The following is a 23,562-nucleotide window of genomic DNA, read 5'->3' on the forward strand; positions in this document are numbered from 1 at the left end:
AAACATGAACATAATCGGATTTTTAAGTGCTTCCATTCTATTGACCTTAATGCCGGGACCGGATATATTGTTCGTGATCACGCAAAGTATCCTCCGGGGAAAAAAAGCGGGAATCATATTCGCCACGGGATTGTGTACCGGATTGATCGTCCACACGGCAGCCGTAAGTTTAGGGCTCTCCCTTTTGTTATACAAATCTCCGATAGCATTCATCATACTGAAATTCATGGGAGCCGCCTACCTGATTTACCTGAGTGTCCAATCTTTCCTTCACAGGAATTCGGACACACTTGCCATGCCCCGGCATCAGCAGGCAGAACAAAAATTATACAAGAAAGGGATATTAATGAATATTTTGAATCCGAAAGTGCTCCTTTTCTTTATAGCCTTCTTTCCTCAATTCGTAAATCCGACAAAAACGAACGTCTCGGGGGAAGTTCTCCTCCTCGGAGTCCTATTCATGCTTCAGGCCTGGCTCGTATTCTCGTTCGTGGCTATCCTCTCAGACAGACTATCCCGTCGCCTGATGCAACAGAAATACTTCTCCTTAGCCATGCATTACATCGAATCTTTCGTCTACTTAGCCATCGGCATCAGCCTCATATTCGTCGGCATCTCATACTAAAAACGCCTTAAACGCAATATTCTCGGAATGTAGGTTGATATATGGCGAGCCTTTTTCGTCTCGTAAACATCCTCGATTTTAATAATAATAGCCGTCTCTTCCACCCCTCCGAATGTCGGGTTAATGGCCGTACCGAAAGTCCTCATGGAAGGAGAGAGACTCATGTAAGCGTTCACCAAAGGCGGGATATTCTCTCCGTGCTCCCGAACACATTTGGATAAAATCTTATAATCCTCCTCGTAATTGGCCCCGATCAGAATCCGACTGAATTTTTTCTCGTCAATATGAATCTCTAAAGGGTGAATCGGTTCTACAAGTCTTTCCCGGTCTCTAAAATATTTCCTCATAAAGTAAAGTATAAGATCCCGGGCCTCCCGGTTAAAACTCGTGTACATCGTCACTTTGCCGAAAAAATACTTCATCTCGGGATTTTCAACGGTTAAAGCTCCCAAACCATCCCACAAATTATCCAAAGCAAACAAAGACTTGCGTCCCATTTTCGTTGATTGATAAAGCGGTTGCACGAAAGAACGCCCTAACTCGATCATCTTCGTCAGGTACTCCTTCTTAAACTTCTCCGACAATCTAAAAAGTTCAGTGGTAGCTAAATTCGGTTCTCCTTCCGCGTTCAAAGAAAGATTATCGCACAATATGTAGCGATACCCTCCCAATATCTCACACTCCTTCGGGTCCCAAACAATCAATTGCTGGTAAGGTGTGCCCTCGTCCGTATCAAACTCATCGATATCGACAGCCTTACCGGTTCCTCCTCCTGCCGTACGAAAGGTCAACTCGCGTAAACGACCTATCTCTTGCATGACACAAGGAGCGTTATGAGCATTCAAAGAGTAAATCTCATTCCCTCCCTTATTCGTCTTGCGAACAAACTTGTCTTCCGTCAACTCGGCGATCAGTTTCGCCTTTTCCACAGGATATATAACCGGTTGCATGGTATCACGATTTATCTACGTACAAAAATAAAAAAAATATAGAGTTTTTACCCTTCATTCCAGACTTTTAATTGCCTGTCAAAACGAACCTCTACATCCGATAAACCATATCCCGAATAATTTTTGCCCACTCTTTAGAGGTCTTACTATTGTCTAAAGTCCGCCACGGTATGGGCTTCCCTATCTTTATCGTAAAGGAGGCTCCTCTCTTTTTAAAGGTTTCTTTCGGCAAAAACATCATCTCTATATTTATTTTTAAACCGATCCTGGTTCGAAAATTCGCCAGATTATAAAAAAAGTTCGAATTTCTTCCGACAACCCGTATCGGCACGATATCCCGATGATGTTTGACCGCTTTACTGACGAAACTTTTTTGCCATTCAGGATCTTGTATCACACCATGGTACTTACGACTTACCATACCGGCAGGAAACATGATCACCTGACAATCGGAAGCATACGCCTCATCGATAGCCGCAGCAGCCTCCTTCGCCAACCCTCCGTGCTTGTTAACCGGCAAAAAGATATTGTTCAAATTCTTCAGGTTCATCAACAAATCATTGACCGGAAACTTTAAATTCGGATACTTCTGACCCAAAAAAGAGATTAAAATGATTCCGTCAGGTCCTCCTAAAGGGTGATTGGAGGCAAAAATATATCTCCCGTCAGGATCCGGCAGATTCTCCGCACCCTCTACCTGGAAGGATATATCCAAATATTCTAATATGCCGTCGGAAAAATCCAGTCCCTTCCGATCCCCGTATTTAGAGATAAAATCATTTATTTGATCCTGGCAAATAACTCTCTTTAAAAAAGAATACACAAAACCGGGAATCCATCTGGCCAATTTAGGATTCTTACTTTCAAAAAGTTTTTCTATATAGACAGGTTTAACTCTATCTTCCATCATCAATCTATTCAAAAATCAAAATTTCGGACAAAGATAAAAATAAATTTTACAAACCTTATTCATTTAAATTCGTTAGAGTGATTATGAAATAGTGAATAGAAGAATTAAATGAAGAAAATAAGTTAAACTAAAAAAAGAGTATTATGAAAAAACTAACCTTAATAACTAGTAGCGCATTCATTCTTGCACTCTCATTCCTAATGGGAAGCTGTAATTCCATGAAAAAATTGGAAAGAGAAGCCATCGAAACGGCCGTTATAGGACAGGTAAGTCCGGAACAGCTCATTTCGGTGGACGGGACTGTAAACTTCAACTACAATATTGCCTTCGCACCGAAACAATTCTATAAAAAATTGACGTTAAAAGTGACGCCCAAAATGCAATATCCCGGCGGTGAAGAAGTTTTATCTCCCCTTTACTTCCAGGGAGAAAAAGTAAAAGGTACGAACTATCCGGTGATAGAATACAAAGGGAACACATTCTCCACTCACAACCTGTCCTTCCCGTTTAAAGAAGGGATGCAAAAAGGCGTATTGATGGCAGACATCGAAGCGATGATGGGCGACAAGTCGGTAACCCTGACTCCCGCTATTTTAAACTCCAATGGAGTAAAAGTATGGAAAACATATGCTTATACCATTCCTTCCGATCCTAACGCAATCCCCCTATTCACGGAAACATTCGTAAAGGATGTCCCGGCTACGGGTGTCGGAGTGGTAAGCGGTTATGTACTTTTCCCCTTAGCACAATCCGTTATTCCTGATGCACAGAAAAAATCAAACATCATGATGCAGGCAAGCAAACAGATGAAAGCAGTTTTGGCAGATAAAAACGCTCGAATTACCAATATGATCATGTTCGTTTCCAGCTCTCCGGAAGGAGCCGAAAGGTTAAACAAGAACCTGACGACCAACCGGTTTAAAACATCAAAAGCCTTCTTCGAAAAGGACTTAGGCTTTACCAATACCCCCATGGCTAAAAATTCCAAATTCATAGTAGCTAATACGGTAAACGAAAACTGGGAAGGTCTTTACTTATTACTCAACGACTCTAACATCAAGGATAAGGAGATGATGGTAAGAGAGATGAAAAATGCCACGACCAATGCCCAACGCGAAACCCTATTGGAATCATACATCAAAAAAGTTCCGCAACTGAAAGATGTCATTCTTCCCGTACTCCGCAGAGCTGACTTTTTCGTATTCTACACGGTACCCGCAACCATTCAGGTTGAAAATCAGGTAACGGCTTATTATTTACCTCAATTGCAGGAAAATTCCGTACTCTCTTCACAAACGGATGCAAACTTATTAAACGATTTAGCCGCAATGGCCATCCAGAATAAAGAATACGGTAAAGCCAAAAAATTATTGGAATCAGCCCTTGTTATGAAACAACAACCGGAAACATACAATAATTTGGGTATAACCTATATGCAAGAAGGCAACAAAGCAAAAGCAAAAGAGATGTTCGGTAAGGCCTCCGTCAAAAAAGAAGCTAAATACAATATGGGATTAATTCTCATGCAGGAAGGCAATTATAAACAAGCCATCCCTTATTTGAAAGAGATGCCGGATATCAACTTAGCTTATTCCCAATTAATGGCCGGAGATAATCGTGCCGCTTTAGATACGTTCAAAAAATTAAATTTGACAAACGGTTATGAATACTATTTGATGGCCATCGCTGCCGCCAGAGTAAAGGATACCTCTGCCATGGCCATGGCATTACAAAAAGCCATTCAAATGGATCCTCAATTAAAGGAAAAAGCTACTACCGACAGAGAGTTCTATCCGTACGCTCAGGAGACCGTCTTTATGGACATTGTTGAGTAACAATAATTTTTATATAAGAAAAGAGGTGACCGGGATTCCGGTCGCCTCTTTTCTTTATCGATCGCGTGACGACAGGTTACAACAAATTACTCGCCACCTCGGCTAAGTAACTTCTCTCCCCCTTCTCCAAATGTACATGAGCGAAAATATCTTGTCCCTCCATCCGGTCAAACAGATGGGACAAACCATTGGATTGCCGATCCAAGTATGGAGAATCGATCTGATCGAGGTCTCCGGTAAATACCATTTTTACCCCTTCTCCGGCACGGGTGATAATCGTTTTGACCTCATGGGGGGTCAGGTTTTGAGCCTCATCCACGATAAAAAAGACATCGGACAAACTCCTTCCCCGTATAAAAGCCAAGGCTGAAATCACCAACCTTTCATCTTTCAGCATATCGTCTATCATGCGGCTTTCCTGACTATGCATATTGTAGCGATGTTTTATCACCCCCAAATTATCGAACAAAGGTTGCATATAAGGGCTGACTTTTTCGGTCGCATCTCCGGGCAAATAACCCAGATCTTTATTGGAGAGAGCCACGATAGGACGGGCCAGGTATATTTGTTCGAAATTCTTATTCTGTTGCAAAGCGGCAGCTAAGGCAAGCAAAGTCTTTCCGGTGCCGGCCTTCCCGCTAAGGGCGACCAAGGATATATCCGGATTGAGTAAAGCATCCATGGCAAAAGCCTGTTCCGAATTTTTCGGGTATATTCCGAAAGCGTTCAATTTTTCCACTTTACGAACTACCTGTTTCACGGGATCATAACAGGCAAGCACCGAATTACTGCCGTTCTTCAGAATATAGTATCGGTTTCCTTTAATCTCCTGCCCCGGGAAAAAAGTAGCAACGGGAATTCCCCCGTTGTTTTCATACAGTTTGGCGATCAATTCCGGTGAAAAATCCTCTATCGTAACAACGCTTTTATTCAAAAAAGTATCTAAGTTTTTTACCTGGTCGGTCTTATAGTCTTCAGCCTGAATACCTAAAGATTTAGCCTTCATCCTAAGGTTCATGTCTTTCGTGACCAAGATTACCTTCTCGTCCTCTTTCTTTTTACTTAAATATTCAGCCACGGCCAATATTCGGTGATCAGGAATATCATCGCTAAAAGAAATTTTCATCTCGTCAGAAAAAGGGACTCCCGGTTGGATAAACAATCTTCCCTTCTCTTTTCCTAAAGAAGCTCCCTTTACGAAAAAATCCTGCCCCGCAATCTGGTCCAATTCGCGAACAAATTCGCGAGCATGGAAATTGATCTGATCGTTTCCCCGTTTAAACTTATCTAACTCCTCCAACACGACAATAGGAATAACGATATCATTATTCTCGAAATTATAAATTGACTTGTAATCATGAAGAATAACATTCGTATCTAATACAAATGTCTTTTTATTATTTTTAGCAGTCATTGTATATGTATTTTTTACACCGACAAAATAATAAATTTAATCGTATAAAAAAAACGGCTAAGCCGTTTTTTAATGAATAAACCGGAACATTCTGTTCCATCGTATCTTACTCAAAAATGATTTATCAGGATCTAAAGACAGCCAGATAAAATACGCCTTTCCGACGATATGATCTTCCGGAACAAATCCCCAATAACGGGAATCCGCCGAATTATGTCGGTTATCTCCCATCATCCAGTAATAATCCATCTTAAATGTATATTGGTCAGTCGGCTGACCATTGATATAAATGACGGAATCCTTCACCTCCAATTTATTCTCCTCGTATGCTCCGATCACCCGTCTATAAAGAGGTAAATTTTCCAAAGTTAAAGTTACAGTCTCCCCCTTCTTAGGTATGGGAAGAGGGCCGAAATCATCTCTTGTCCATGGATAATCGGAACTATACGGAAATACCTGCTCGTTACTCCGCTCTCTCGTCACAGAAATCACATTCGGAAGAGCCTTTACCTTTTCCAACATCTCCACGGTCAAAGGCACAATGTAAACATCTCCGTAATTCATCCTCAAATCCTCGTAAGAAACCCCCATATCGTGCAATTTAGCCAAATCCAAAGGACGACTTGTTTTTATGATGTACTTGTATTGCATTCCTTTGCTGTCCTCTGCTTTCTCTCCATTCACGTAAAGTTGAGCATCTCTCATCTCCAACACGTCCCCCGGCATTCCGACCGCCCGTTTAATATAATTCTCTCTCTTGTCCACGGGACGAGTTATAATCCGGTATTTTTTCTTCAAAGCATTTCCCGCGTACAAAGCGGCTTCCTCGTCGGACAACATGTATCCTAAACCCGCTCCTGCATTTTTAACCTTTATGGCCTCGTCCCTTACCTGAGAATAATAATCCGGATTCTCCATGCCGAGTACCACGGTATCTCCGGCCGGAAAATTAAACACGACAATATCGTTCCGTTTAACTTTTCCCGTACCGGCAATTCGTTTATAAGGCCATTGTATGGCTTCGGAATACGCCTTGGCAGATGTCGTAAAAGGTAACGTATGATGAGTAAAAGGTATCGACAACGGGGTATTCGGCAATTTAGGACCATAAGCTAATTTGCTCACGAAAAGATAATCTCCGACCATCATCGATTTCTCCATGGAGGAAGTGGGTATGGTATAGGCTTCAAAGAAAAACATACGAATCAAGGTAGCCGCAACAATAGCAAAAATCAAGGCATCGATCCACTCCACCACTTTTGTTTGTTTTTCTACCCCTCTCTTCTTCCAAAACGCCCAATGTATTTTTTTCGTAATATAAATATCAAAAATAACAGGTACGCCTAATAATAGCCACCAGGAACTTACCCAACAAGTCCACAATAAATATACCAATAAAACGATCCCGAATTTAAACCATTTGTTTATTAAGATATCTCTCATATTTTTCTATTTAGATTTACGATCTACTCCTTCTCCGTCCAAACGGAAAAGTGCATACAAACCGCCCATTATTTATTATTGTCCAACTGCAATAAATCTTCCATTCCGTAGATTCCCTTTCTGCCGACCAAGAACTCCGCGGCCATTATGGCCCCCAACGCAAAACCCTCTCTTGAAAAAGCCGAATGACAAATTTCGATCTCATCCGCATCGGATTTATACGTTACCGAATGTATACCAGGCACTTCCCCTTCCCGCTTTGCCGTAATAGGGATTTCCCCCTCTCTTACCGGTTCTCCGCCCAACTTCCACGAAGAATATTTCCCGTGCTGTTCCATGATCCCCTCTGCCAAGGCAATGGCCGTTCCGCTCGGAGCATCCAACTTATGAATATGGTGCGTCTCTTCCACGAAAACTTTATAACCTTCAAAGCGGGACATCGTCTTGGCTAACCAACGATTCAAATGGAAAAATATATTGACACCGATACTGAAATTAGAAGCATAAAAAAAACTACCCTGCGATTCGTTACACATGCCAATCACTTCCTCCCAACGACTCAACCAACCGGTCGTGCCGGAAACCACGGGGATTCGGTTACGAAAACACCAGGCGTAGTTATCCACGGCTGCAGCCGGCATCGTAAACTCAATCGCCACATCCGCTTCGCGTAACCGCTTACCCTGTTCGACAGAACGGTCACGATCATCCGCGATAAAAACCACTTCATGTCCTCTCCCACAAGCCATACGCTCGATCGCCTTTCCCATTTTACCGTAACCCAATAACGCTATTTTCATCATGTTAAAAATTTTACCTGCCCCCGGATTCCCCCCTTCCATAGTACCATTGCTTTATTCGGAACTCTACGCTACAAAGTTAACATTTAAAAATAAAAAAGGCCACCTTACGGCAGCCTTTTTAATCGATATTTCATAATCACTATGCTAACTCTTTCACTTTCGCAACAACAGCTTTGAAAGCTTCCGGTTGATTCATCGCTAAATCAGCCAAAACTTTACGGTTCATATTGATCTCTGCTTTATGAACTAAGCCCATAAATTTGGAATAAGACAAACCTTCCATTCTGACAGCAGCATTAATTCTCTGAATCCACAATGCTCTAAATTCTGATTTTTTCTTCTTTCTGTCACGGTACGCGTATAATAAACCTTTCTCATACGTGTTTTTGGCAACCGTCCAAACGTTCTTTCTTGCTCCAAAGTTTCCTCTGGTCTGTTTTAAAATCTTTTTTCTGCGTGCTCTCGAAGCAACGGCATTTTTAGCTCTTGGCATACTCTTTTGTTTTTTGAATGTTAGCGTTCCAATGGAAACTTCTATTTAGGCTTAACATTCTGGTTAATAACTGTTTAATCTAAAATAATCTTACATGCAAAGCATCTCTCTCACGCCCTTTACATTCGCTTGATCTACAATTGTCGAATGAGTAAGATTTCTCTTTCTTTTTGTGCTCTTTTTCGTCAAAATATGACTCTTAAAAGCATGTTTTCTTTTAATCTTCCCCGTAGCGGTCAAGGTAAACCTTTTTTTCGCGCTACTTACGCTCTTCATCTTTGGCATCTGTTTTAATTTTAATTGTGTTTCAGAAAAATATAATTACAAAATATCGATCAAAATTACTTTTTAGGAGCAATAACCACAATCATCTTTTTCCCTTCCAATTTCGGAGCTGACTCTACCTTCCCGTAATCATCCAATTCACTGATGAAACGCTCTAAAAGATCGGATCCCTGATCCTTAAACAATATAGAACGTCCTTTAAAAAACACGTATGCTCTCACTTTCGCCCCCTCTTCCAAAAAACCTTTGGCGTGCTTTAATTTAAAGTTAAAATCATGCTCATCCGTTTGCGGTCCGAACCGAATCTCTTTTATTACCACTTTAACACTTTTCGCCTTGATCTCTTTCTGCTTCTTTTTTAACTGATACAGAAATTTGCTGTAATCAATCACCCGGCATACAGGTGGATCCGCATTAGGAGAAATCTCTACCAGATCGGCTCCCGCGGCCTCCGCTATCGCTAAGGCCTCTTTCAAAGAATAAACCCCCGGTTCTACATTTTCTCCAACGACTCTCACAGAGGCAGCTCTGATCTGCTCGTTTATTCTGTGCTGTGGCTTGTCATTTTGACCTCTAAAGCCCCTACTTTCCATTGTTCGTGCTATAATTAATCCTCCTTTATTAGTAATTATAGATAGAGTCCAACTGGGATTCTACCTCTTTATTTATCATTGTCGCAAACTCTTCCGGTGTCATAGATCCTTTATCTCCCTCTCCCTGACGTCTCACGGAAACCCTATGCTCGTTCATTTCCTGTTCCCCGACAATCAACATATACGGGATCTTTTTCAACTCGTTATCACGTATCTTCCGACCAATCTTTTCGTTACGATCGTCTAAGACGGTGCGAATATCGTAATTATTTAACAAATTCAAAACATTTTGAGCATATTCGTTGTATTTTTCACTGATCGGAAGAATAACAACCTGCTCCGGAGTCAACCACAAGGGGAATTTCCCCATCGTGTGTTCGATCAAAACAGCAACAAAACGCTCCATACTTCCGAAAGGCGCCCGATGAATCATAACGGGACGATGTTTTTGATTATCGGCTCCGGTATATTCCAATTCGAAACGCTCCGGCAAGTTGTAATCCACCTGAATCGTTCCTAACTGCCATTTCCGGCCGATGGCATCCTTTACCATAAAGTCCAACTTCGGGCCGTAAAAAGCAGCTTCTCCCAACTCTACGGTGGTATTCAACCCTTTCTCCTCGGCAGCCTCTATGATAGCTCGTTCGGCCTTCTCCCAATTCTCATCCGTACCGATATATTTCTCTTTATTATTCGGATCCCGTAAAGAGATCTGAGCCGTATAATCCTTAAAATCGAGAGCCTTAAATATAATGAAAATAATATCGATTACCTTTTTAAATTCCTCTTTTAACTGATCCGGAGTACAGAACAGATGCGCATCATCCTGCGTAAATCCGCGTACCCGTGTCAACCCGTGCAACTCCCCGCTTTGCTCGTAACGATATACCGTACCGAACTCGGCAAAACGCACCGGAAGATCCTTATAGGAACGAGGTTTAAATTTATAAATCTCACAATGATGAGGACAGTTCATCGGTTTCAACATGAACTCCTCTCCCTCCTGCGGAGTGGTGATTACTTGAAAGCTATCTTTTCCGTACTTCTGAAAATGTCCGGAAGTCTTATACAAATTTACATTACCGATATGAGGCGTAATGACTTGCTCGTATCCATACTTTTTCTGTACTTTCCGCAAGAACGCTTCCAAACGATCCCTGAGCATCGCCCCTTTCGGCAACCACATGGGTAAACCGGAACCCACGGCCTGAGAAAAAGTAAATAACTCCATCTCTTTACCTATTTTCCGGTGATCCCGTAATTTAGCCTCCTCCATCATCTGTACCCACTCCTCTAACATTTTCTGCTTCGGAAAAGTGATTCCGTATATGCGGGTCAACATCTTGTTGTGCTCGTTTCCCCGCCAATAAGCGCCGGCAACACTGGTCAACTTAATAGCCTTTATATAGGAGGTATTGGGCAGATGCGGTCCGCGACACAAATCCGTAAAATCCCCCTGTCGATAATAGGTGATCGTTCCATCCTCCAGATCATTGATCAATTCGACCTTATAGGTTTCATCCAAAGATGAAAAATGATCCAACGCCTCCCGCTTGCTCACATCTATCCTGCAATATTCTTCGTTCTTTCTCGCTAACTCCAACATCTTTTTCTCGATTGCCACAAGATCTTTTTCCTGAATGGATACACCCTCTCCCGGATCTACATCATAATAAAAACCGTTTTCGATAGAAGGGCCTATCCCGAATTTTATTCCCGGATAGAGTTCTTGCAAAGCTTCTGCCATAAGATGTGCAGACGAGTGCCAGAAAGCATGGCGTCCTTCCTCATCATCCCACGTGTTTAGCTTAATCTCGGCATCTGTCGTAATTCCCCGCGTCAAGTCCCACGTGACTCCATTTACGGATATTGACAATACCTCCTTAGCCAACTTCGGGCTAATCGACTTCGCTATGTCCAAACCGGTGATCCCGGATTCAAACTCTTTTACATTCCCGTCAGGAAATTTAATCTTTACCATTTACGCTCTCTTTTAGTTACTATTGATGTAATTTACAATTTGCAAAAGTAGCAAAAACCATCGGAATAACAAAAGAAAAAGCCTTCCAATTAAACGATCTATATCGACAAAATCAATCCGAAACAATCCTCAGAATTCTCTCCTGTTTTTTTCCTCGCCCGAATCAATAATCCAAAAATGATTCTTTGTTAAAACAATACGACAATATTTTAAATAGATTTTTTGTTTTAATCACAAAACATCATTATATTTAAAAAGTTTTAAATCCGCCTTATATATACTGCAAAGATTATCGGTTATGAATACACGTTATGTATTTCACGTGGCTCGTTACGAGGCCAAGCAACAGGTTCGCGATTGGGTATTTTGGTTATTTACCCTTTTTTCTACAGCTGGCATTATCTCATGGCAAGTACTTTTACAAGGACAAGGATATAGTGAGAATTGGAAATTAGTAGCATTGCCTTGTTCCGTGCCACTTGTAAACGCGTATCTTTTCTGCGTCGTTCAGTCGTTATTCATTATCATCGTAATAACAGATTTCCCTCGTCGGGAAAATACGGGCGGCAGTTTAGAATCTATTTATGTCCGCCCGATGGAAAACGACGAGTATACTTGGGGACGGGTATTAGGATGCATGTCACTTTTCGCTGTCGTGAACATTTTCGTTATACTGGCTTGCGTGCTGTTTGTGAATTTGAAAAGTCTTGCATCTATTGATTTCAAATCTTATCTGTTTTATTTTCTAACTTTGAATATTCCGTCACTGTTGTTCATGACAGGCTTGAGTTTGTGGTCGTCACGAATAGTAAAGAATCGTTACCTGACACGAGTGTTATTGGTAAGTTGGCTCGTGCTATCCGTATCGTGGTTACCCTATCATTTACACGGAACCCTCGATTTTTTAGCAACGGGGATTCCCAACCTGTTTTCCGGCTTGCTGGGACACGTCGGATTAGGGTATTACTTATTGCATCGTTCTATTTTTTTATTAGTAGGATTAGGATTCGTGTCATATAGTGCAAGGAAGATGAACCGGCCGACCGGACACCCTCTACAAGTCAAATCGTACGTTATCAAATGGTTGTCATTAATCGCAACGGGTATATTTTGTGGCCTATTACTCGAAGGCAGTTATTTCCCGACTCGAAAAATCCGAGAAAATTACCGGGAAAGTTTTCGACACCATTGGATGGGAACTCCTTGTCACGTGGAACGTCACGAAATTCGCGCAAAACAGCAGGGAGACCGATTAATGATGGAGAGTAATTTAACATTATTGAACTTAAACGAATCCACGGTAAATAAACCGTTACTCTTCCTGAATCCCGGCCTGCAAGTGAAATCATTGAAAGAAAACGGCCAAACCGTACCATTCGATCGCGACAACCAGGTGATTATTATTGACCGAAAACTACCCACGGGGGATTCTTTGTGCATCAGAATGTATTACGAAGGAAACATCGATGAACGTTACACGGATTTGCAACTCCCGGACAATCGATACGAGAGCAGTTTCCGAGGAGATTTTTTCTTTCCGACGGGTAGACGAAGCGCCTTCGTAAGAGATAATTATTTATTATTGACCCCGGCTACGGCATGGTATCCGGCAGGCCTACCTCCTGTAAATCCCGTCCGCCCGATGTATAGCGGGCGCGATATGACTAAATTTCGTACGGTGGTTATTCGTCCGAATCAACGAGTTCTTTTTTCGCAGGGAGTAAAGTTTCGTGGTAAAGATTCTGTCGTTTTTGAACCATCGAGTTACTTATCCGGGTGGTAATTTTACGAGTCGAATATTAGATATAGACAGTTTGAAGTTTTCATTGAACACGTTTCAAGAACCGGATGTATTTTTAGAACACTTTGCCCAGGCCAAACCGAAAGGAATTAAAGCGTATTTCCAAAGTGATTTTTATTTTAATCCGGATTTAAAATTATCCGATTTAAGCTGGGCTGAGCATGGAGTAGCTCATGTCCGTTTTATCGAAACCCCGGTATCTTTTTTATTGGAGTTTAATGAAGGAAAATTCATGAGTGGACAAGTGGAACCAGGAATGACATTTTTACCGGAAAAAAGGGTTCGGCATGGAATTGATGGGAATACTGAACATTCCCATTTCCTCAAAAGGAGAAAAAGACAATAGAAGAGTCAGATACATCGGTTCATACGACACGGAAAGTGAATATTTCCACGAGATCGGACAATCCATCGCCTTAAAAATGGCAGTAGAAACAGTAGGAGCCGATGCACAGATCAGTCATCCGTTATTGAAATGGAGAAAAACAGGAAAGTGGAAATACACTCTCTGGAATGCCATGGCGATGTTTTACGACACTCGTTCAAATGTATATTCCGCAAAGTACCCCTTTGCAGATTTTCTGTTTAGAACTTTATATTCCGACAAATCGCATTTTGTATCCGGCCGTCTTGCAAAACCCTTTATTTACAATTTTTCAGGTAGAAACGAGAAACAATTGCAGGCTTACATACGGTATCACAGTTTAGAAAACGCTTTGCAGGACCGGGAAGTCGCTCCCAACATTTTATACCATACCGTTCGCGAGAACCTGTTTGAACTAACCAATTACTTGGGTCCAAAGATTTCTTTGGACTCTCTTTTCATGAGATTGGAAGAGGTCTATCACAAGCAACAAGGCATTATCAGCCTCGAGCAATTGGCAAAAGAGCTGAAGATAGAAGGAAACATACGGGATGTGTTTGACAAATGGTTAAGAAGTGGACATAATCAATATTTCGCTGTAAAAGATTTAACACGCAATTTTTACCCCGGAGACGAAGACCATCCGAACGGATGGGTTGAAATAAAAGGGAAAGTAATGAATCGGGGCAAAGAAGGCGGCTTTGTTTTCATGAAGCTAATCACGGGCCGGGGCAAAGAAAATTACGGTTGTTATATTAAACCGGGAGAGGCTAAAGCCTTCAGGTCGATCTCAACAGCAGAAGGATTGTATTATCCGTCGGCTGTTTTAAATACAGGCATGGCCATTAACCGTCCCAATGAATTCTCTTTCATATATAACGAGTTACCCTATTCCGGTAGTAAAGTCGAAAACCCAGCCGGGTGGATCGACATGGACACCTCCGCTTTCCAACCGTCTCACAAAGAAATCATCGTGGACAATTTAGACCCCGATTTCTCGTATGACGACCGAGCCAATCAGACGTTATTTCAAAAATGGTTCGGGGTAAAACGGACAGGGGATTTATACACTAAAAACATGGAAGAACGATTTTGGAATCCTCTTGTCTGTAAAAATTTTTACGGAAAAACAAAAAAAACGGCAATGAAAAGACATTGGTCACTCTTGAGCATGGAGCTTATTAAACAATATGGCCAAATTCGTGTAAATGGTTGTGTTCTGCACGGCAATATGGGAAGGAACTTTTATACGGGCCGGAGTAAAGTTCCATATGGCTTTTATTCCCCAAGCAACCATCAGATCGGCTACTCCCTGGGCACATTCGGCGGGAACCGTAATAATTCCTATGGCCACGTTACATTCGGCAGGCATTCCGCGAAATTGATCGATGTGATAAATTTCAATGTCATTAATCTTCGTTCCGATTTTGGAACGATCCACATCAAATGCCTTCTCTATATTCAACCCGAAATTACGCAGACCTTTATCATGAAGTAACGCACTACCCAAAGAACCTACCCCGACAAGAAAAGCGTTATTGATTTTATTGAACCCTAAGAAATCTTCCAAAATACAGACAAAATTATCCACCTCGTATCCTACTCTCGTCTTGCCCGATATTCCCGTATGAGACAAATCCTTTGTCACTTGCGTCGCATCAATCTCCATGTATTCAGCAATGCGCGTTGAGGAAACATATTTCTCCCCCTGTTTTTGTAAAGTCTTCACAAAAGAAAGATAAGCCGGCATTCGCCTCAATACGGGCACTGGAACTATTTTATTATCACTACTCATAAAGCGTTCAATAATTTCTGCAAAGGTACATCTTTTCGCGAATCATCTGCAAAAAATCATACTATTTCTTTTTTAACATTCCATGCCCATTCCCTCTCCCTCCCATCTCTTACAACATGTTTCTCCTGTAAATAACCCCATCCTTTAAAATTTGCAGGAAGCGAAAATAGCACCAGCCGCACGCTGAAATTTCCGATTTCGTATTCTTCTTTACCGTGATTATTGTTACTTTTGCACGCTCAATAAAAAGATTTTGTATCTATCATGAATTACAAAGAAACATTAGAATGGCTTTTTACTCAACTACCGATGTACCAAAGAGAAGGAAAAGCTGCTTATAAAGCTAATTTAGATAATACTTTAAAGTTGGATCAACATTTTGACTCCCCTCATCGTCAATTCAAAACCATACACGTGGCAGGCACGAACGGTAAAGGTTCCGTCTCGCATATGCTGGCCTCCATCCTTCAGGAAGCCGGATATAAAACGGGACTATACACATCTCCCCACTTGAAAGATTTCCGCGAGCGGATCAAAATCAATGGCGAAATGGTCAGTGAAGAATACGTCGTGAATTTTGTAAAAGACTACCGGGATCTTTTTGCCGAGATAAAACCCTCGTTTTTTGAAATGACCGTTGCCATGGCTTTCAAATACTTCGCAGATCAACAAGTAGATATAGCCGTCATCGAGGTCGGGTTAGGCGGCCGGCTCGATTCCACCAATATCATTAAGCCTTTGGCTTCTATCATTACGAACATCTCTTTCGATCACATGGCTCTTCTTGGAGACACGCTCGAGAAAATAGCACGCGAAAAAGCCGGTATCATAAAACCTCAAGTCCCGGTAATTATCGGTACGCGGGATACCGCAACGGATTTCGTTTTCGAGGATAAAGCGGACGAATGCCAATCGCTTCTTGAATTTGCTTCCGACAACTGGGAAGTAAACCGGAATTCTACAAACACCTATACCCTTCACCGTCGAAACGGGATCCTATTCGACAATATCCAACCGGATCTAAAAGGGTTCTACCAACGAAAAAATATTCCGACCGTATTAGAAACCGTTCTAACACTGAAAGAACAAGGGTTGTCTCTCCCGGATCATGCCGTCTACGCCGGGATCGCCCGTACGATACAAAATACCGGTCTGTTAGGACGTTGGCAGGAATTAAAGAAACATCCGTACACGGTATGCGATACCGGACATAATATAGACGGATTGACCGAGGTTGTCGCTCAAATAAATGCTTGTCGATACGAAAAACTACATTTTGTCATCGGTATGGTAAACGATAAAGATGTCGACAGCGTTTTGCATATCCTGCCCAAAGATGCCGCGTACTACTTCTGTAAAGCTTCCATTCCAAGAGCCATGAACGAAAAAATTTTAGCAGAAAAAGCCCGGTCTGTCGGATTAACGGGAGAAACCTTTCCCACGGTAGATGCCGCATATCGAGCCGCACAAAAAGCAGCATCACCCCGGGACATGATTTACATCGGCGGAAGCACTTTTGTCGTTGCCGAAATCGTATAAAAAAACATCCGGCAAATACCGGATGTTTTTTCTATGTACTGAAGAATCAATTGTAAATATTTATTTCAATCACTTTTTCTTTTCTATTTTTTCCGCTTTAAAAACAGCAATCACATTCCCGTCGTTTTTCAAACTCAATTTATCGTTTTTAATTACAAAACGATTCGTTTCGTCCAGCATCTTAAAAAAGGTTACCTCGATATCCATATTAGGACAGGCCATCTTGGTCGCTCCCATCTGACTAAAGGTCAATTTATCCTCCTCCGTGGCATAGGTCCCGAAAAAACGGTTACATCCGGCTTGTCCCGCCACCTTTTTCCCCGCCTTCTCAAAAGTGATACTGACTTGTTGGTTGCTATTTTTCATTTTTAACTCTTTACCGTTCAAACTTTCGGCAACCCAATTCACTCCCGTCAACGGCAAATTTTCCTTAGCCGATTTACACGAGACAGCCCCTAATACCGCCAGACAAAAAAACAAGATTTGTTTCATATTTCTTTTCTCTATTGTTTGGATACTCTTGATTAACCTTTGATTAGTTCTTGTATTTATACAAATTACATGCCAAAACAATCGATAACCCGTTTAAAGGTTCATTTCGTCAAAAAAACAACAAAAAAAAGCTCACGAAAAAAAAAGTAAGTCATCGTAAGAATTAACCTGACAATTACGGATAAAATTCAATAATAGGTTATATATTTGCAGGTATTTTGAAAACGTTTGTTTTACGATAGATTAATAAATAATTATCTACATATCAAAAATATAAAAGAACAATGTCCAAGGTAATAAAACTGAAAAAAGGCCTTGATATCAAGTTAAAAGGAGAGGCGGAAAAAACAGTGGCCTCCGTGGAGGGATGTAACCTATACGCGGTAAAGCCTACCGATTTCCGAGCGCTTACTCCTAAACTAATGGTAAAAGCAGGCAATGAAGTTAAAGCAGGCGACGTATTATTCTCGGATAAATACAGACCTGAAGTCCAGTTTACGGCCCCGGTTAGCGGTATCGTGGATACGGTAAACAGAGGTGAAAGAAGAAAATTATTAGAGATTGTCATAAAAGCGGATGCAGAAATCAGCTACAAAGATTTCGGTAAGGCTGATGTGAACAAATTAAACCGGGAGGAGATCATTTCCAAATTACTTGAAAGCGGAATATGGCCCATGATCAAACAACGTCCTTACGACGTAATTGCAAACCCGGAAACCACACCGAAAGCCATTTTCATCTCAGGCTTTGACTCGGCTCCGTTAGCTCCTGATTTCGAGTTCGCCTTACAAGGAGAAGAAGAGGCATTACAGACGGGTATCGATTGCCTGAAAAAGCTTTGCAATAAAAAGGTATATTTAAATCTCCGAGAAGGAACTCCTTCCCATTCCATTTTTGCAAAACTAAAAAACGTTGAGATCAACTATTTCAGCGGTCCCCACCCAGCCGGGAACGTAGGCATACAAATCCATCATTTGGATCCGATCAATAAAGGAGATATCGTATGGGTTGTCAATATCATGGATGTTGCCATCATAGGTCGGTTATTTTTAACAGGCCATTTCGATGCGCGTAAAATTATTGCCTTAGTAGGTTCCGAGGTGAAAAAACCAGCATACTATAAAACAATCCTCGGCGCAAATATCGGTTGTATCGTTAACAACAAGTTGAAGAACCAAGTACACCAACGGATCATTTCCGGAAATGTTCTCACGGGTTATAAAGTATCCCCGGAATCGTTCTTGGGTTATTACAACAATATGGTAACCGTCATTCCGGAGGGAGACGAATACGAATTTTTAGGTTGGGCCACCCCCGGATTCAACAAATTCTCCATGTCCAAAACCTTCCCCTCTTTCTTATTTCCCAACAAGAAATACGCGTTGAACGCGAATTATCATGGAGAAGAGAGAGCGTTTGTCGTCACCGGACAATACGAGAAAGTATTACCCATGGACATTCTGCCGGTTTACCTGCTAAAAGCCGTTTTAGCCGAAGACCTGGATAAGATGGAGCAATTGGGTATGTATGAAATTGCACCGGAAGACTTGGCTCTTTGTGAATTTGTTTGCACCTCTAAAACTCCGGTACAACAAATCGTAGAGCAAGGTATTGAACTGATGATGAAAGAACTGAGTTAATTGACGATTTTAGATTTTAGATTTCGGAAATCAAAAATCATAAATCATAAATTCAAAACAATAGAAAATGAACTTTTTACGAAATTATTTAGATAAGCAAAAGCCTAAATTCGAAGAGGGAGGTAAACTGCACAAGTTGCACTCCGTTTTCACGGGTTTCGAGTCTTTTCTTTTTGTGCCCAATCGCACAACGACTTCAGGTTGCAATATCAGGGATGCCGTTGATTTAAAAAGAACCATGATCATCGTGGTCATAGCCCTGATCCCGGCTTTACTGTTCGGTATTTACAATGTAGGTTATCAGCATTTCAAAGCAATCGGTTCATTAGCGGAAACCGGATTCTTCGAACTATTCTTTTACGGTCTATGGAGAGTTCTTCCCATGATCATCGTCTCTTACGTGGTCGGGTTAGGTATAGAATTCGCCGTGGCACAAATCAGAGGGCATGAAATTAACGAAGGCTTTCTTGTATCCGGCTTGTTGATTCCGTTAATCATGCCGGTAAACGCACCGTTATGGATGATTGCCGTGTCTACAGCCTTTGCGGTCATCATCGGAAAGGAAATATTCGGAGGAACCGGGATGAACATTTGGAATCCGGCTCTATTGGCTCGGGCATTTTTCTTTTTCTCCTACCCTTCTATGATCTCCGGCGATAAAGTATGGATCGCAGGAATGCCTGACGGTTTTTCACAGGCTACGCCGTTGGCTCAGGCCGCCCAAGGCACACCTCTAACCGCAGACTTCAGCACCATGTTTTGGGGGTTGATTCCGGGATCCATTGGAGAGACCTCGACCTTCTGTATTTTACTGGGTGCTATTTTATTGATTGCAACAGGAATTGGAAGTTGGAAAATCATGCTATCCACTTTTATCGGAGGATTCTGCATGGCTTACTTGTTAAACCTAACCTTACCCGAAACAAACCCGTATGCAGCCGTAGATGCTATCGATCATTTGGTGATGGGAGGGTTTGCCTTCGGCGCCGTATTCATGGCGACAGATCCGGTAACTTCAGCTCAAACCGAAAAGGGAAAATGGATTTACGGATTTATTCTCGGAGTAATGGCAATTCTAATCAGGACCTTGAATCCGGGGTATCCGGAAGGAATGATGTTAGCCATTTTGTTAATGAACACGTTCGCTCCGCTTATCGACTGGTTTGTTGTGCAAGGCAACATTAAACGCCGGTTGAAAAGGGCAAAAGTCATGGTAGATTGATCTAATTCTAAATCAAAGAGAGATGAATAAACAAGGAAATACATACACCTTTATATATTCCATTATACTGGTAGTCATCGTTGCCGTTCTGCTGTCCGTGATAGCCCTGTGGTTACAGCCTACCCAAAATGAAAATATAGAGAATGAAAAAAGACAGAACATACTGCGTTCTGTGAATATTACCTCCACCCCGGAAAACTCCAAAGAACTATTCGACAAATACATTACCAAACAATTTATTGTCAATTCGAAAGGAGAAGAAGTGGCGGGGAACGCTTTCGCGGTTGATCTCAGCAAGGAAGTGAAAAAATCGTGCGAAGATAGACAGCTTCCGGTCTACGTGGCCAATATCGATGGCGTGATCAAATACATCTTGCCGTTACAAGGAACCGGTCTATGGGGACCCATCTGGGGATATATTTCGCTAAACGAGGATAAAAATACCGTTTACGGAACCGTTTTCGATCACAAAGGTGAAACTCCCGGCCTTGGAGCAGAAATTACTCAAGATCAATTCCGTCGTCAATTTGACGGAAAAACAATCTTTGATAACGGTAATCTGGTCTCCATATTCGTGAAAAAAGGCGGAGGAGCTACCGGCCCGCATGAAGTGGATGCCATCTCCGGGGGAACCATCACCTCCAAAGGAGTAGAAAGCATGCTTAAAAATTACTTAACCTGTTACGAACAATTCTTAAAAAAATAATTCTGATGAGCGAAAAAGAAGCATTATTTTCAGCTAAGAACCTACAATTACTGTTAGGTCCTTTGAGCAAGAATAACCCGATCCTCGTACAGGTTTTGGGAATATGTTCTGCTCTTGCTGTTACGGCAAAATTAGAACCGGCCATCGTTATGGCACTATCTGTTACTGCCGTAACCGCCTTCTCTAACGTGATCCTTTCGCTGTTGAGAAATACCATCCCGACCCGTATCCGTATTATCGTGCAGTTGGTTGTGGTCGCAGCTTTAGTAATCATCGTGGATCAAATATTAAAAGCCTATGCTTACGATGTAAGTAAACAACTATCCGTATTCGTCGGTTTGATTATTACAAACTGTATCATCATGGGCCGAATCGAGGCTTTCGCTTTAGGAAACAAACCGTGGCCTTCCCTCCTCGACGGTATCGGCAATGGTTTGGGATACGGAATCATCCTGGTTATCGTGGCTTTTTTCCGGGAGTTACTCGGCTCAGGAACACTCTTCGGTATCAAAGTGGTACCACAGGCTTTTTACGATATGGGATACATGAATAACGGTTTGATGATTCTTCCTCCGATGGCCCTGATCATTGTGGGAATCATTATCTGGATACACCGTTCCAGGAATAAAGACTTAATCGAACAGAAGTAGTTAACCAAAAGATAAAATGAAGATATGGAAAACCTTTTAAATATATTCATTCGCTCTATATTCATCGACAACATGATTTTCGCATACTTCTTGGGTATGTGTTCTTATCTGGCCGTGTCGAAAACCGTTAAAACTTCTTTCGGTTTGGGTATAGCTGTCGTTTTCGTGTTACTGATTACCGTTCCGGTAAACTATTTGTTGGACAACTACGTGCTAAAAGCCGGAGCATTGACCTGGTTGCTGGGAGAGAGTGCGGCCAACATCGATCTCAGCTTTTTAAGTTTTATTATGTTTATCGCCGTTATCGCCGCGATGGTACAATTAGTGGAGATGGTCGTTGAGAAATTCGCACCGACTTTATACAATCAATTGGGAATATTTTTACCGTTGATTGCCGTTAACTGTGCCATCATGGGAGCATCATTATTCATGCAAGAAAGAGGCTACGCAAACGTAGCGGAAGCCACTGCATTCGGATTAGGGTCCGGTATCGGCTGGTTACTTGCCATCGTGGGAATCGCTGCTATCCGTGAAAAACTAAAATACTCGAATATCCCCGCTCCCCTGCGAGGTATCGGGATTACGTTTATCGTGACAGGATTAATGGCTATTTCATTCATGAGTTTTTTGGGTATCAATCTGTAAAACAATTCAGTGATTTAGAGATTGCCGATTCAGTGACGATTAATCACAGAATCTAAAATCACGGGATCACTTTATCAGTAAATCTAAAATTAATAAGATGACATTATTAGTAATAAATACAGCGATCGTCACGGCAGGAGTAATCGTGTTCCTTATCGTAACACTCATTCTCGTGGGCATGCTCCTGTTTGCCAAAGCAAAACTAACTCCCAAGGGGGAAGTGAAGGTCAGCATCAATCATGGCGAAAAAGAGATAACAACGGAACCCGGGTCAACCTTATTGGCCACCCTCGGAAATAATAAAATATTTCTTCCTTCGGCTTGCGGAGGAAAAGGCTCCTGCGGCATGTGCCGTTGTCAGGTAGAATCGGGTGCGGGATCCATTCTTCCCACCGAAACGGGCTTCTTCTCCTATAAACAGCAACACGATAACTGGCGTCTGGCCTGCCAGGTAAAAGTGAAAGAAAACATCGAGATGGAAATTCCCGAATCCGTATTGGGTATCAAAAAATGGGAATGTGAAGTCGTTTCCAATAACAACATTTCAACTTTCTTGAAGGAGTTCGTCGTGAAATTGCCGGAAGGGGAAACTTTGAAATTCAAATCGGGAGGTTATATTCAAATAGATGTACCGGCCATCGATGTTGATTTCAAAGATATTGAGGTAAACGAGAAATACCGGGCAGACTGGGAACGCATGAAGATGTTCGATTTGAAAATGCATAATCCGGAAGCCACTTACAGAGCCTACTCCATGGCCAACCACCCGGCAGAAGGGAATATCATCATGTTGAATATCCGTATTGCCACTCCCCCGTTCGACAAAGCAATAGGTGGATTCGCCCATGTAAACCCGGGCATCTGTTCATCTTATATTTTCACTCGCAAACCGGGTGATAAGGTGACCATTTCCGGACCTTATGGAGAATTTTTTCTACGGGATACCAATAACGAGATGATGTTTATCGGTGGAGGTGCCGGTATGGCCCCGATGCGTTCGCACATCTTCAATTTATTTAAAACCATGCACACGAAACGGAAAGTGACCTTCTGGTATGGTGCCCGAGCATTGCAGGAAGCCCCTTACGTGGATCAATTCAATAAGATACAAGAAGAAAACCCGAACTTCAGGTGGACCTTGGCTCTTGATAAACCGGATCCGGTGGCTGATGCGGCTGGAGTAGCTTATAAGCCGGGATTCGTACACCAGGTAATCTACGAACAATACCTCAAGAATCACGAAAATCCGGAAGATATTGAATACTATTTGTGCGGACCTCCTATGATGATTCAGGCCGTCACGAAAATGTTATACGATTTAGGTGTTCCCGACGAAAACGTTATGTACGACAATTTCGGAGGATAACATGAATAAA

At 41.9% G+C, this 23,562-nt stretch carries 21 protein-coding genes and 1 pseudogene; 11 read left to right on the forward strand and 11 right to left on the reverse strand.

The annotated features are described in order from the left end of the window. Window positions 1-4 precede the first annotated feature (4 nt). Complete coding sequence (locus NVS78_RS10065; protein WP_286359094.1) at window positions 5-625, forward strand: LysE family translocator; 621 nt, start codon at window positions 5-7, stop codon at window positions 623-625. Here NVS78_RS10065 and glsB read toward each other — a convergent pair. After that, window positions 622-1,575, reverse strand: coding sequence for a glycine N(alpha)-acyltransferase GlsB (gene glsB / locus NVS78_RS10070; protein WP_286359095.1), 954 nt, complete (start codon window positions 1,573-1,575; stop codon window positions 622-624). The two genes, NVS78_RS10065 and glsB, sit on opposite strands and share 4 nt — an antisense overlap. A 91-nt stretch (window positions 1,576-1,666) precedes the next feature. After that, window positions 1,667-2,482 carry a lyso-glycine lipid O-acyltransferase GlsA gene (gene glsA / locus NVS78_RS10075; RefSeq protein WP_286359096.1) on the reverse strand — a complete coding sequence of 272 codons (816 nt, stop codon included), beginning with the start codon at window positions 2,480-2,482 and terminating at the stop codon, window positions 1,667-1,669. 146 nt (window positions 2,483-2,628) lie between these two features. On the opposite strand from glsA, the gene NVS78_RS10080 reads away from it, so the two are divergent. Continuing rightward, entirely contained in the window at window positions 2,629-4,320 is a 1,692-nt protein-coding gene (locus NVS78_RS10080; RefSeq protein ID WP_286359097.1) for a tetratricopeptide repeat protein, read from the forward strand. 76 nt (window positions 4,321-4,396) lie between these two features. On the opposite strand, the gene NVS78_RS10085 is transcribed toward NVS78_RS10080, so the two are convergent. The 7 genes and pseudogenes from NVS78_RS10085 to thrS all read right to left on the reverse strand — a co-directional run bounded on the left by NVS78_RS10085 (window position 4,397) and on the right by thrS (window position 11,332). Beyond that, on the reverse strand, window positions 4,397-5,734 hold the full coding sequence (locus tag NVS78_RS10085) for a PhoH family protein (protein ID WP_286359098.1): 1,338 nt from the start codon (window positions 5,732-5,734) through the stop codon (window positions 4,397-4,399). Window positions 5,735-5,803: 69 nt separating this feature from the next. Further along, the gene (gene lepB / locus NVS78_RS10090; RefSeq protein ID WP_286359099.1) at window positions 5,804-7,177 is read right to left on the reverse strand and encodes a signal peptidase I; all 1,374 of its coding nucleotides are present in this window, start codon (window positions 7,175-7,177) and stop codon (window positions 5,804-5,806) included. Window positions 7,178-7,245: 68 nt separating this feature from the next. Continuing rightward, complete coding sequence (gene dapB / locus NVS78_RS10095) at window positions 7,246-7,977, reverse strand: 4-hydroxy-tetrahydrodipicolinate reductase (protein ID WP_286359249.1); 732 nt, start codon at window positions 7,975-7,977, stop codon at window positions 7,246-7,248. Between the two features lie 142 nt (window positions 7,978-8,119). Then, window positions 8,120-8,473: a 50S ribosomal protein L20 gene (rplT, locus tag NVS78_RS10100; protein WP_041502065.1), complete on the reverse strand. Its 354-nt coding sequence runs from the start codon at window positions 8,471-8,473 to the stop codon at window positions 8,120-8,122. Window positions 8,474-8,563: 90 nt separating this feature from the next. Further along, window positions 8,564-8,758, reverse strand: coding sequence for a 50S ribosomal protein L35 (gene rpmI, locus NVS78_RS10105; protein WP_286359100.1), 195 nt, complete (start codon window positions 8,756-8,758; stop codon window positions 8,564-8,566). 59 nt (window positions 8,759-8,817) lie between these two features. After that, window positions 8,818-9,351 (reverse strand): annotated as a pseudogene (gene infC, locus NVS78_RS10110) (translation initiation factor IF-3); the annotation flags it as partial. Window positions 9,352-9,379: 28 nt separating this feature from the next. Further along, on the reverse strand, window positions 9,380-11,332 hold the full coding sequence (gene thrS, locus NVS78_RS10115; protein ID WP_286359102.1) for a threonine--tRNA ligase: 1,953 nt from the start codon (window positions 11,330-11,332) through the stop codon (window positions 9,380-9,382). A gap of 298 nt (window positions 11,333-11,630) precedes the next feature. Here thrS and NVS78_RS10120 point away from each other — a divergent pair, with 298 nt between their 5' ends. Both NVS78_RS10120 and NVS78_RS10125 read left to right on the forward strand, forming a co-directional pair. Next, the gene (locus NVS78_RS10120; protein WP_286359103.1) at window positions 11,631-13,115 is read left to right on the forward strand and encodes an ABC transporter permease; all 1,485 of its coding nucleotides are present in this window, start codon (window positions 11,631-11,633) and stop codon (window positions 13,113-13,115) included. A gap of 31 nt (window positions 13,116-13,146) precedes the next feature. Continuing rightward, a complete protein-coding gene (locus NVS78_RS10125; RefSeq protein WP_286359104.1) occupies window positions 13,147-13,479 on the forward strand; it encodes a hypothetical protein in 333 nt (110 codons plus the stop codon). 1,177 nt (window positions 13,480-14,656) lie between these two features. Here the strand turns inward: NVS78_RS10125 and NVS78_RS10130 are convergent. After that, window positions 14,657-15,292 carry a redox-sensing transcriptional repressor Rex gene (locus NVS78_RS10130; protein WP_041502070.1) on the reverse strand — a complete coding sequence of 212 codons (636 nt, stop codon included), beginning with the start codon at window positions 15,290-15,292 and terminating at the stop codon, window positions 14,657-14,659. Between the two features lie 264 nt (window positions 15,293-15,556). Between NVS78_RS10130 and NVS78_RS10135 the strand changes: the two genes are divergently transcribed. Continuing rightward, on the forward strand, window positions 15,557-16,831 hold the full coding sequence (locus tag NVS78_RS10135) for a bifunctional folylpolyglutamate synthase/dihydrofolate synthase (protein ID WP_041502071.1): 1,275 nt from the start codon (window positions 15,557-15,559) through the stop codon (window positions 16,829-16,831). Between the two features lie 69 nt (window positions 16,832-16,900). Here the strand turns inward: NVS78_RS10135 and NVS78_RS10140 are convergent, their stop codons facing one another. Continuing rightward, window positions 16,901-17,323, reverse strand: a complete 423-nt coding sequence (locus tag NVS78_RS10140; protein ID WP_041502072.1) for an META domain-containing protein — start codon at window positions 17,321-17,323, stop codon at window positions 16,901-16,903. A gap of 284 nt (window positions 17,324-17,607) precedes the next feature. Between NVS78_RS10140 and NVS78_RS10145 the strand changes: the two genes are divergently transcribed. The 6 genes from NVS78_RS10145 to nqrF all read left to right on the forward strand — a co-directional run bounded on the left by NVS78_RS10145 (window position 17,608) and on the right by nqrF (window position 23,552). Further along, window positions 17,608-18,963, forward strand: a complete 1,356-nt coding sequence (locus NVS78_RS10145; RefSeq protein ID WP_041502073.1) for a Na(+)-translocating NADH-quinone reductase subunit A — start codon at window positions 17,608-17,610, stop codon at window positions 18,961-18,963. Between the two features lie 67 nt (window positions 18,964-19,030). Next, on the forward strand, window positions 19,031-20,185 hold the full coding sequence (locus NVS78_RS10150; RefSeq protein WP_041502074.1) for an NADH:ubiquinone reductase (Na(+)-transporting) subunit B: 1,155 nt from the start codon (window positions 19,031-19,033) through the stop codon (window positions 20,183-20,185). 22 nt (window positions 20,186-20,207) lie between these two features. Next, window positions 20,208-20,891, forward strand: coding sequence for an NADH:ubiquinone reductase (Na(+)-transporting) subunit C (gene nqrC, locus NVS78_RS10155; protein WP_041502075.1), 684 nt, complete (start codon window positions 20,208-20,210; stop codon window positions 20,889-20,891). Between the two features lie 5 nt (window positions 20,892-20,896). Continuing rightward, a complete protein-coding gene (locus NVS78_RS10160; RefSeq protein ID WP_041502076.1) occupies window positions 20,897-21,541 on the forward strand; it encodes an NADH:ubiquinone reductase (Na(+)-transporting) subunit D in 645 nt (214 codons plus the stop codon). A 24-nt stretch (window positions 21,542-21,565) separates the two neighbouring features. Further along, on the forward strand, window positions 21,566-22,186 hold the full coding sequence (gene nqrE, locus NVS78_RS10165; RefSeq protein ID WP_041502077.1) for an NADH:ubiquinone reductase (Na(+)-transporting) subunit E: 621 nt from the start codon (window positions 21,566-21,568) through the stop codon (window positions 22,184-22,186). Window positions 22,187-22,283: 97 nt separating this feature from the next. Next, complete coding sequence (nqrF, locus tag NVS78_RS10170) at window positions 22,284-23,552, forward strand: NADH:ubiquinone reductase (Na(+)-transporting) subunit F (protein WP_041502078.1); 1,269 nt, start codon at window positions 22,284-22,286, stop codon at window positions 23,550-23,552. The last annotated feature ends 10 nt before the right edge of the window (window positions 23,553-23,562 follow it).

The sequence above is a fragment of the Gabonibacter chumensis genome (assembly GCF_024741215.1).
GTDB lineage: Bacteria > Bacteroidota > Bacteroidia > Bacteroidales > Marinifilaceae > Gabonibacter > Gabonibacter massiliensis.

Bases quoted from the DNA above. Each gene is read 5' to 3' on its own strand.
- NVS78_RS10065 (WP_286359094.1), top strand. From the start codon at position 5: ATGAACATAATCGGATTTTTAAGTGCTTCCATTCTATTGACCTTAATG.
- glsB (WP_286359095.1), bottom strand. From the start codon at position 1,575: ATGCAACCGGTTATATATCCTGTGGAAAAGGCGAAACTGATCGCCGAG.
- glsA (WP_286359096.1), bottom strand. From the start codon at position 2,482: ATGGAAGATAGAGTTAAACCTGTCTATATAGAAAAACTTTTTGAAAGT.
- NVS78_RS10080 (WP_286359097.1), top strand. From the start codon at position 2,629: ATGAAAAAACTAACCTTAATAACTAGTAGCGCATTCATTCTTGCACTC.
- NVS78_RS10085 (WP_286359098.1), bottom strand. From the start codon at position 5,734: ATGACTGCTAAAAATAATAAAAAGACATTTGTATTAGATACGAATGTT.
- lepB (WP_286359099.1), bottom strand. From the start codon at position 7,177: ATGAGAGATATCTTAATAAACAAATGGTTTAAATTCGGGATCGTTTTA.
- dapB (WP_286359249.1), bottom strand. From the start codon at position 7,977: ATGAAAATAGCGTTATTGGGTTACGGTAAAATGGGAAAGGCGATCGAG.
- rplT (WP_041502065.1), bottom strand. From the start codon at position 8,473: ATGCCAAGAGCTAAAAATGCCGTTGCTTCGAGAGCACGCAGAAAAAAG.
- rpmI (WP_286359100.1), bottom strand. From the start codon at position 8,758: ATGCCAAAGATGAAGAGCGTAAGTAGCGCGAAAAAAAGGTTTACCTTG.
- thrS (WP_286359102.1), bottom strand. From the start codon at position 11,332: ATGGTAAAGATTAAATTTCCTGACGGGAATGTAAAAGAGTTTGAATCC.
- NVS78_RS10120 (WP_286359103.1), top strand. From the start codon at position 11,631: ATGAATACACGTTATGTATTTCACGTGGCTCGTTACGAGGCCAAGCAA.
- NVS78_RS10130 (WP_041502070.1), bottom strand. From the start codon at position 15,292: ATGAGTAGTGATAATAAAATAGTTCCAGTGCCCGTATTGAGGCGAATG.
- NVS78_RS10135 (WP_041502071.1), top strand. From the start codon at position 15,557: ATGAATTACAAAGAAACATTAGAATGGCTTTTTACTCAACTACCGATG.
- NVS78_RS10140 (WP_041502072.1), bottom strand. From the start codon at position 17,323: ATGAAACAAATCTTGTTTTTTTGTCTGGCGGTATTAGGGGCTGTCTCG.
- NVS78_RS10145 (WP_041502073.1), top strand. From the start codon at position 17,608: ATGTCCAAGGTAATAAAACTGAAAAAAGGCCTTGATATCAAGTTAAAA.
- NVS78_RS10150 (WP_041502074.1), top strand. From the start codon at position 19,031: ATGAACTTTTTACGAAATTATTTAGATAAGCAAAAGCCTAAATTCGAA.
- nqrC (WP_041502075.1), top strand. From the start codon at position 20,208: ATGAATAAACAAGGAAATACATACACCTTTATATATTCCATTATACTG.
- NVS78_RS10160 (WP_041502076.1), top strand. From the start codon at position 20,897: ATGAGCGAAAAAGAAGCATTATTTTCAGCTAAGAACCTACAATTACTG.
- nqrE (WP_041502077.1), top strand. From the start codon at position 21,566: ATGGAAAACCTTTTAAATATATTCATTCGCTCTATATTCATCGACAAC.
- nqrF (WP_041502078.1), top strand. From the start codon at position 22,284: ATGACATTATTAGTAATAAATACAGCGATCGTCACGGCAGGAGTAATC.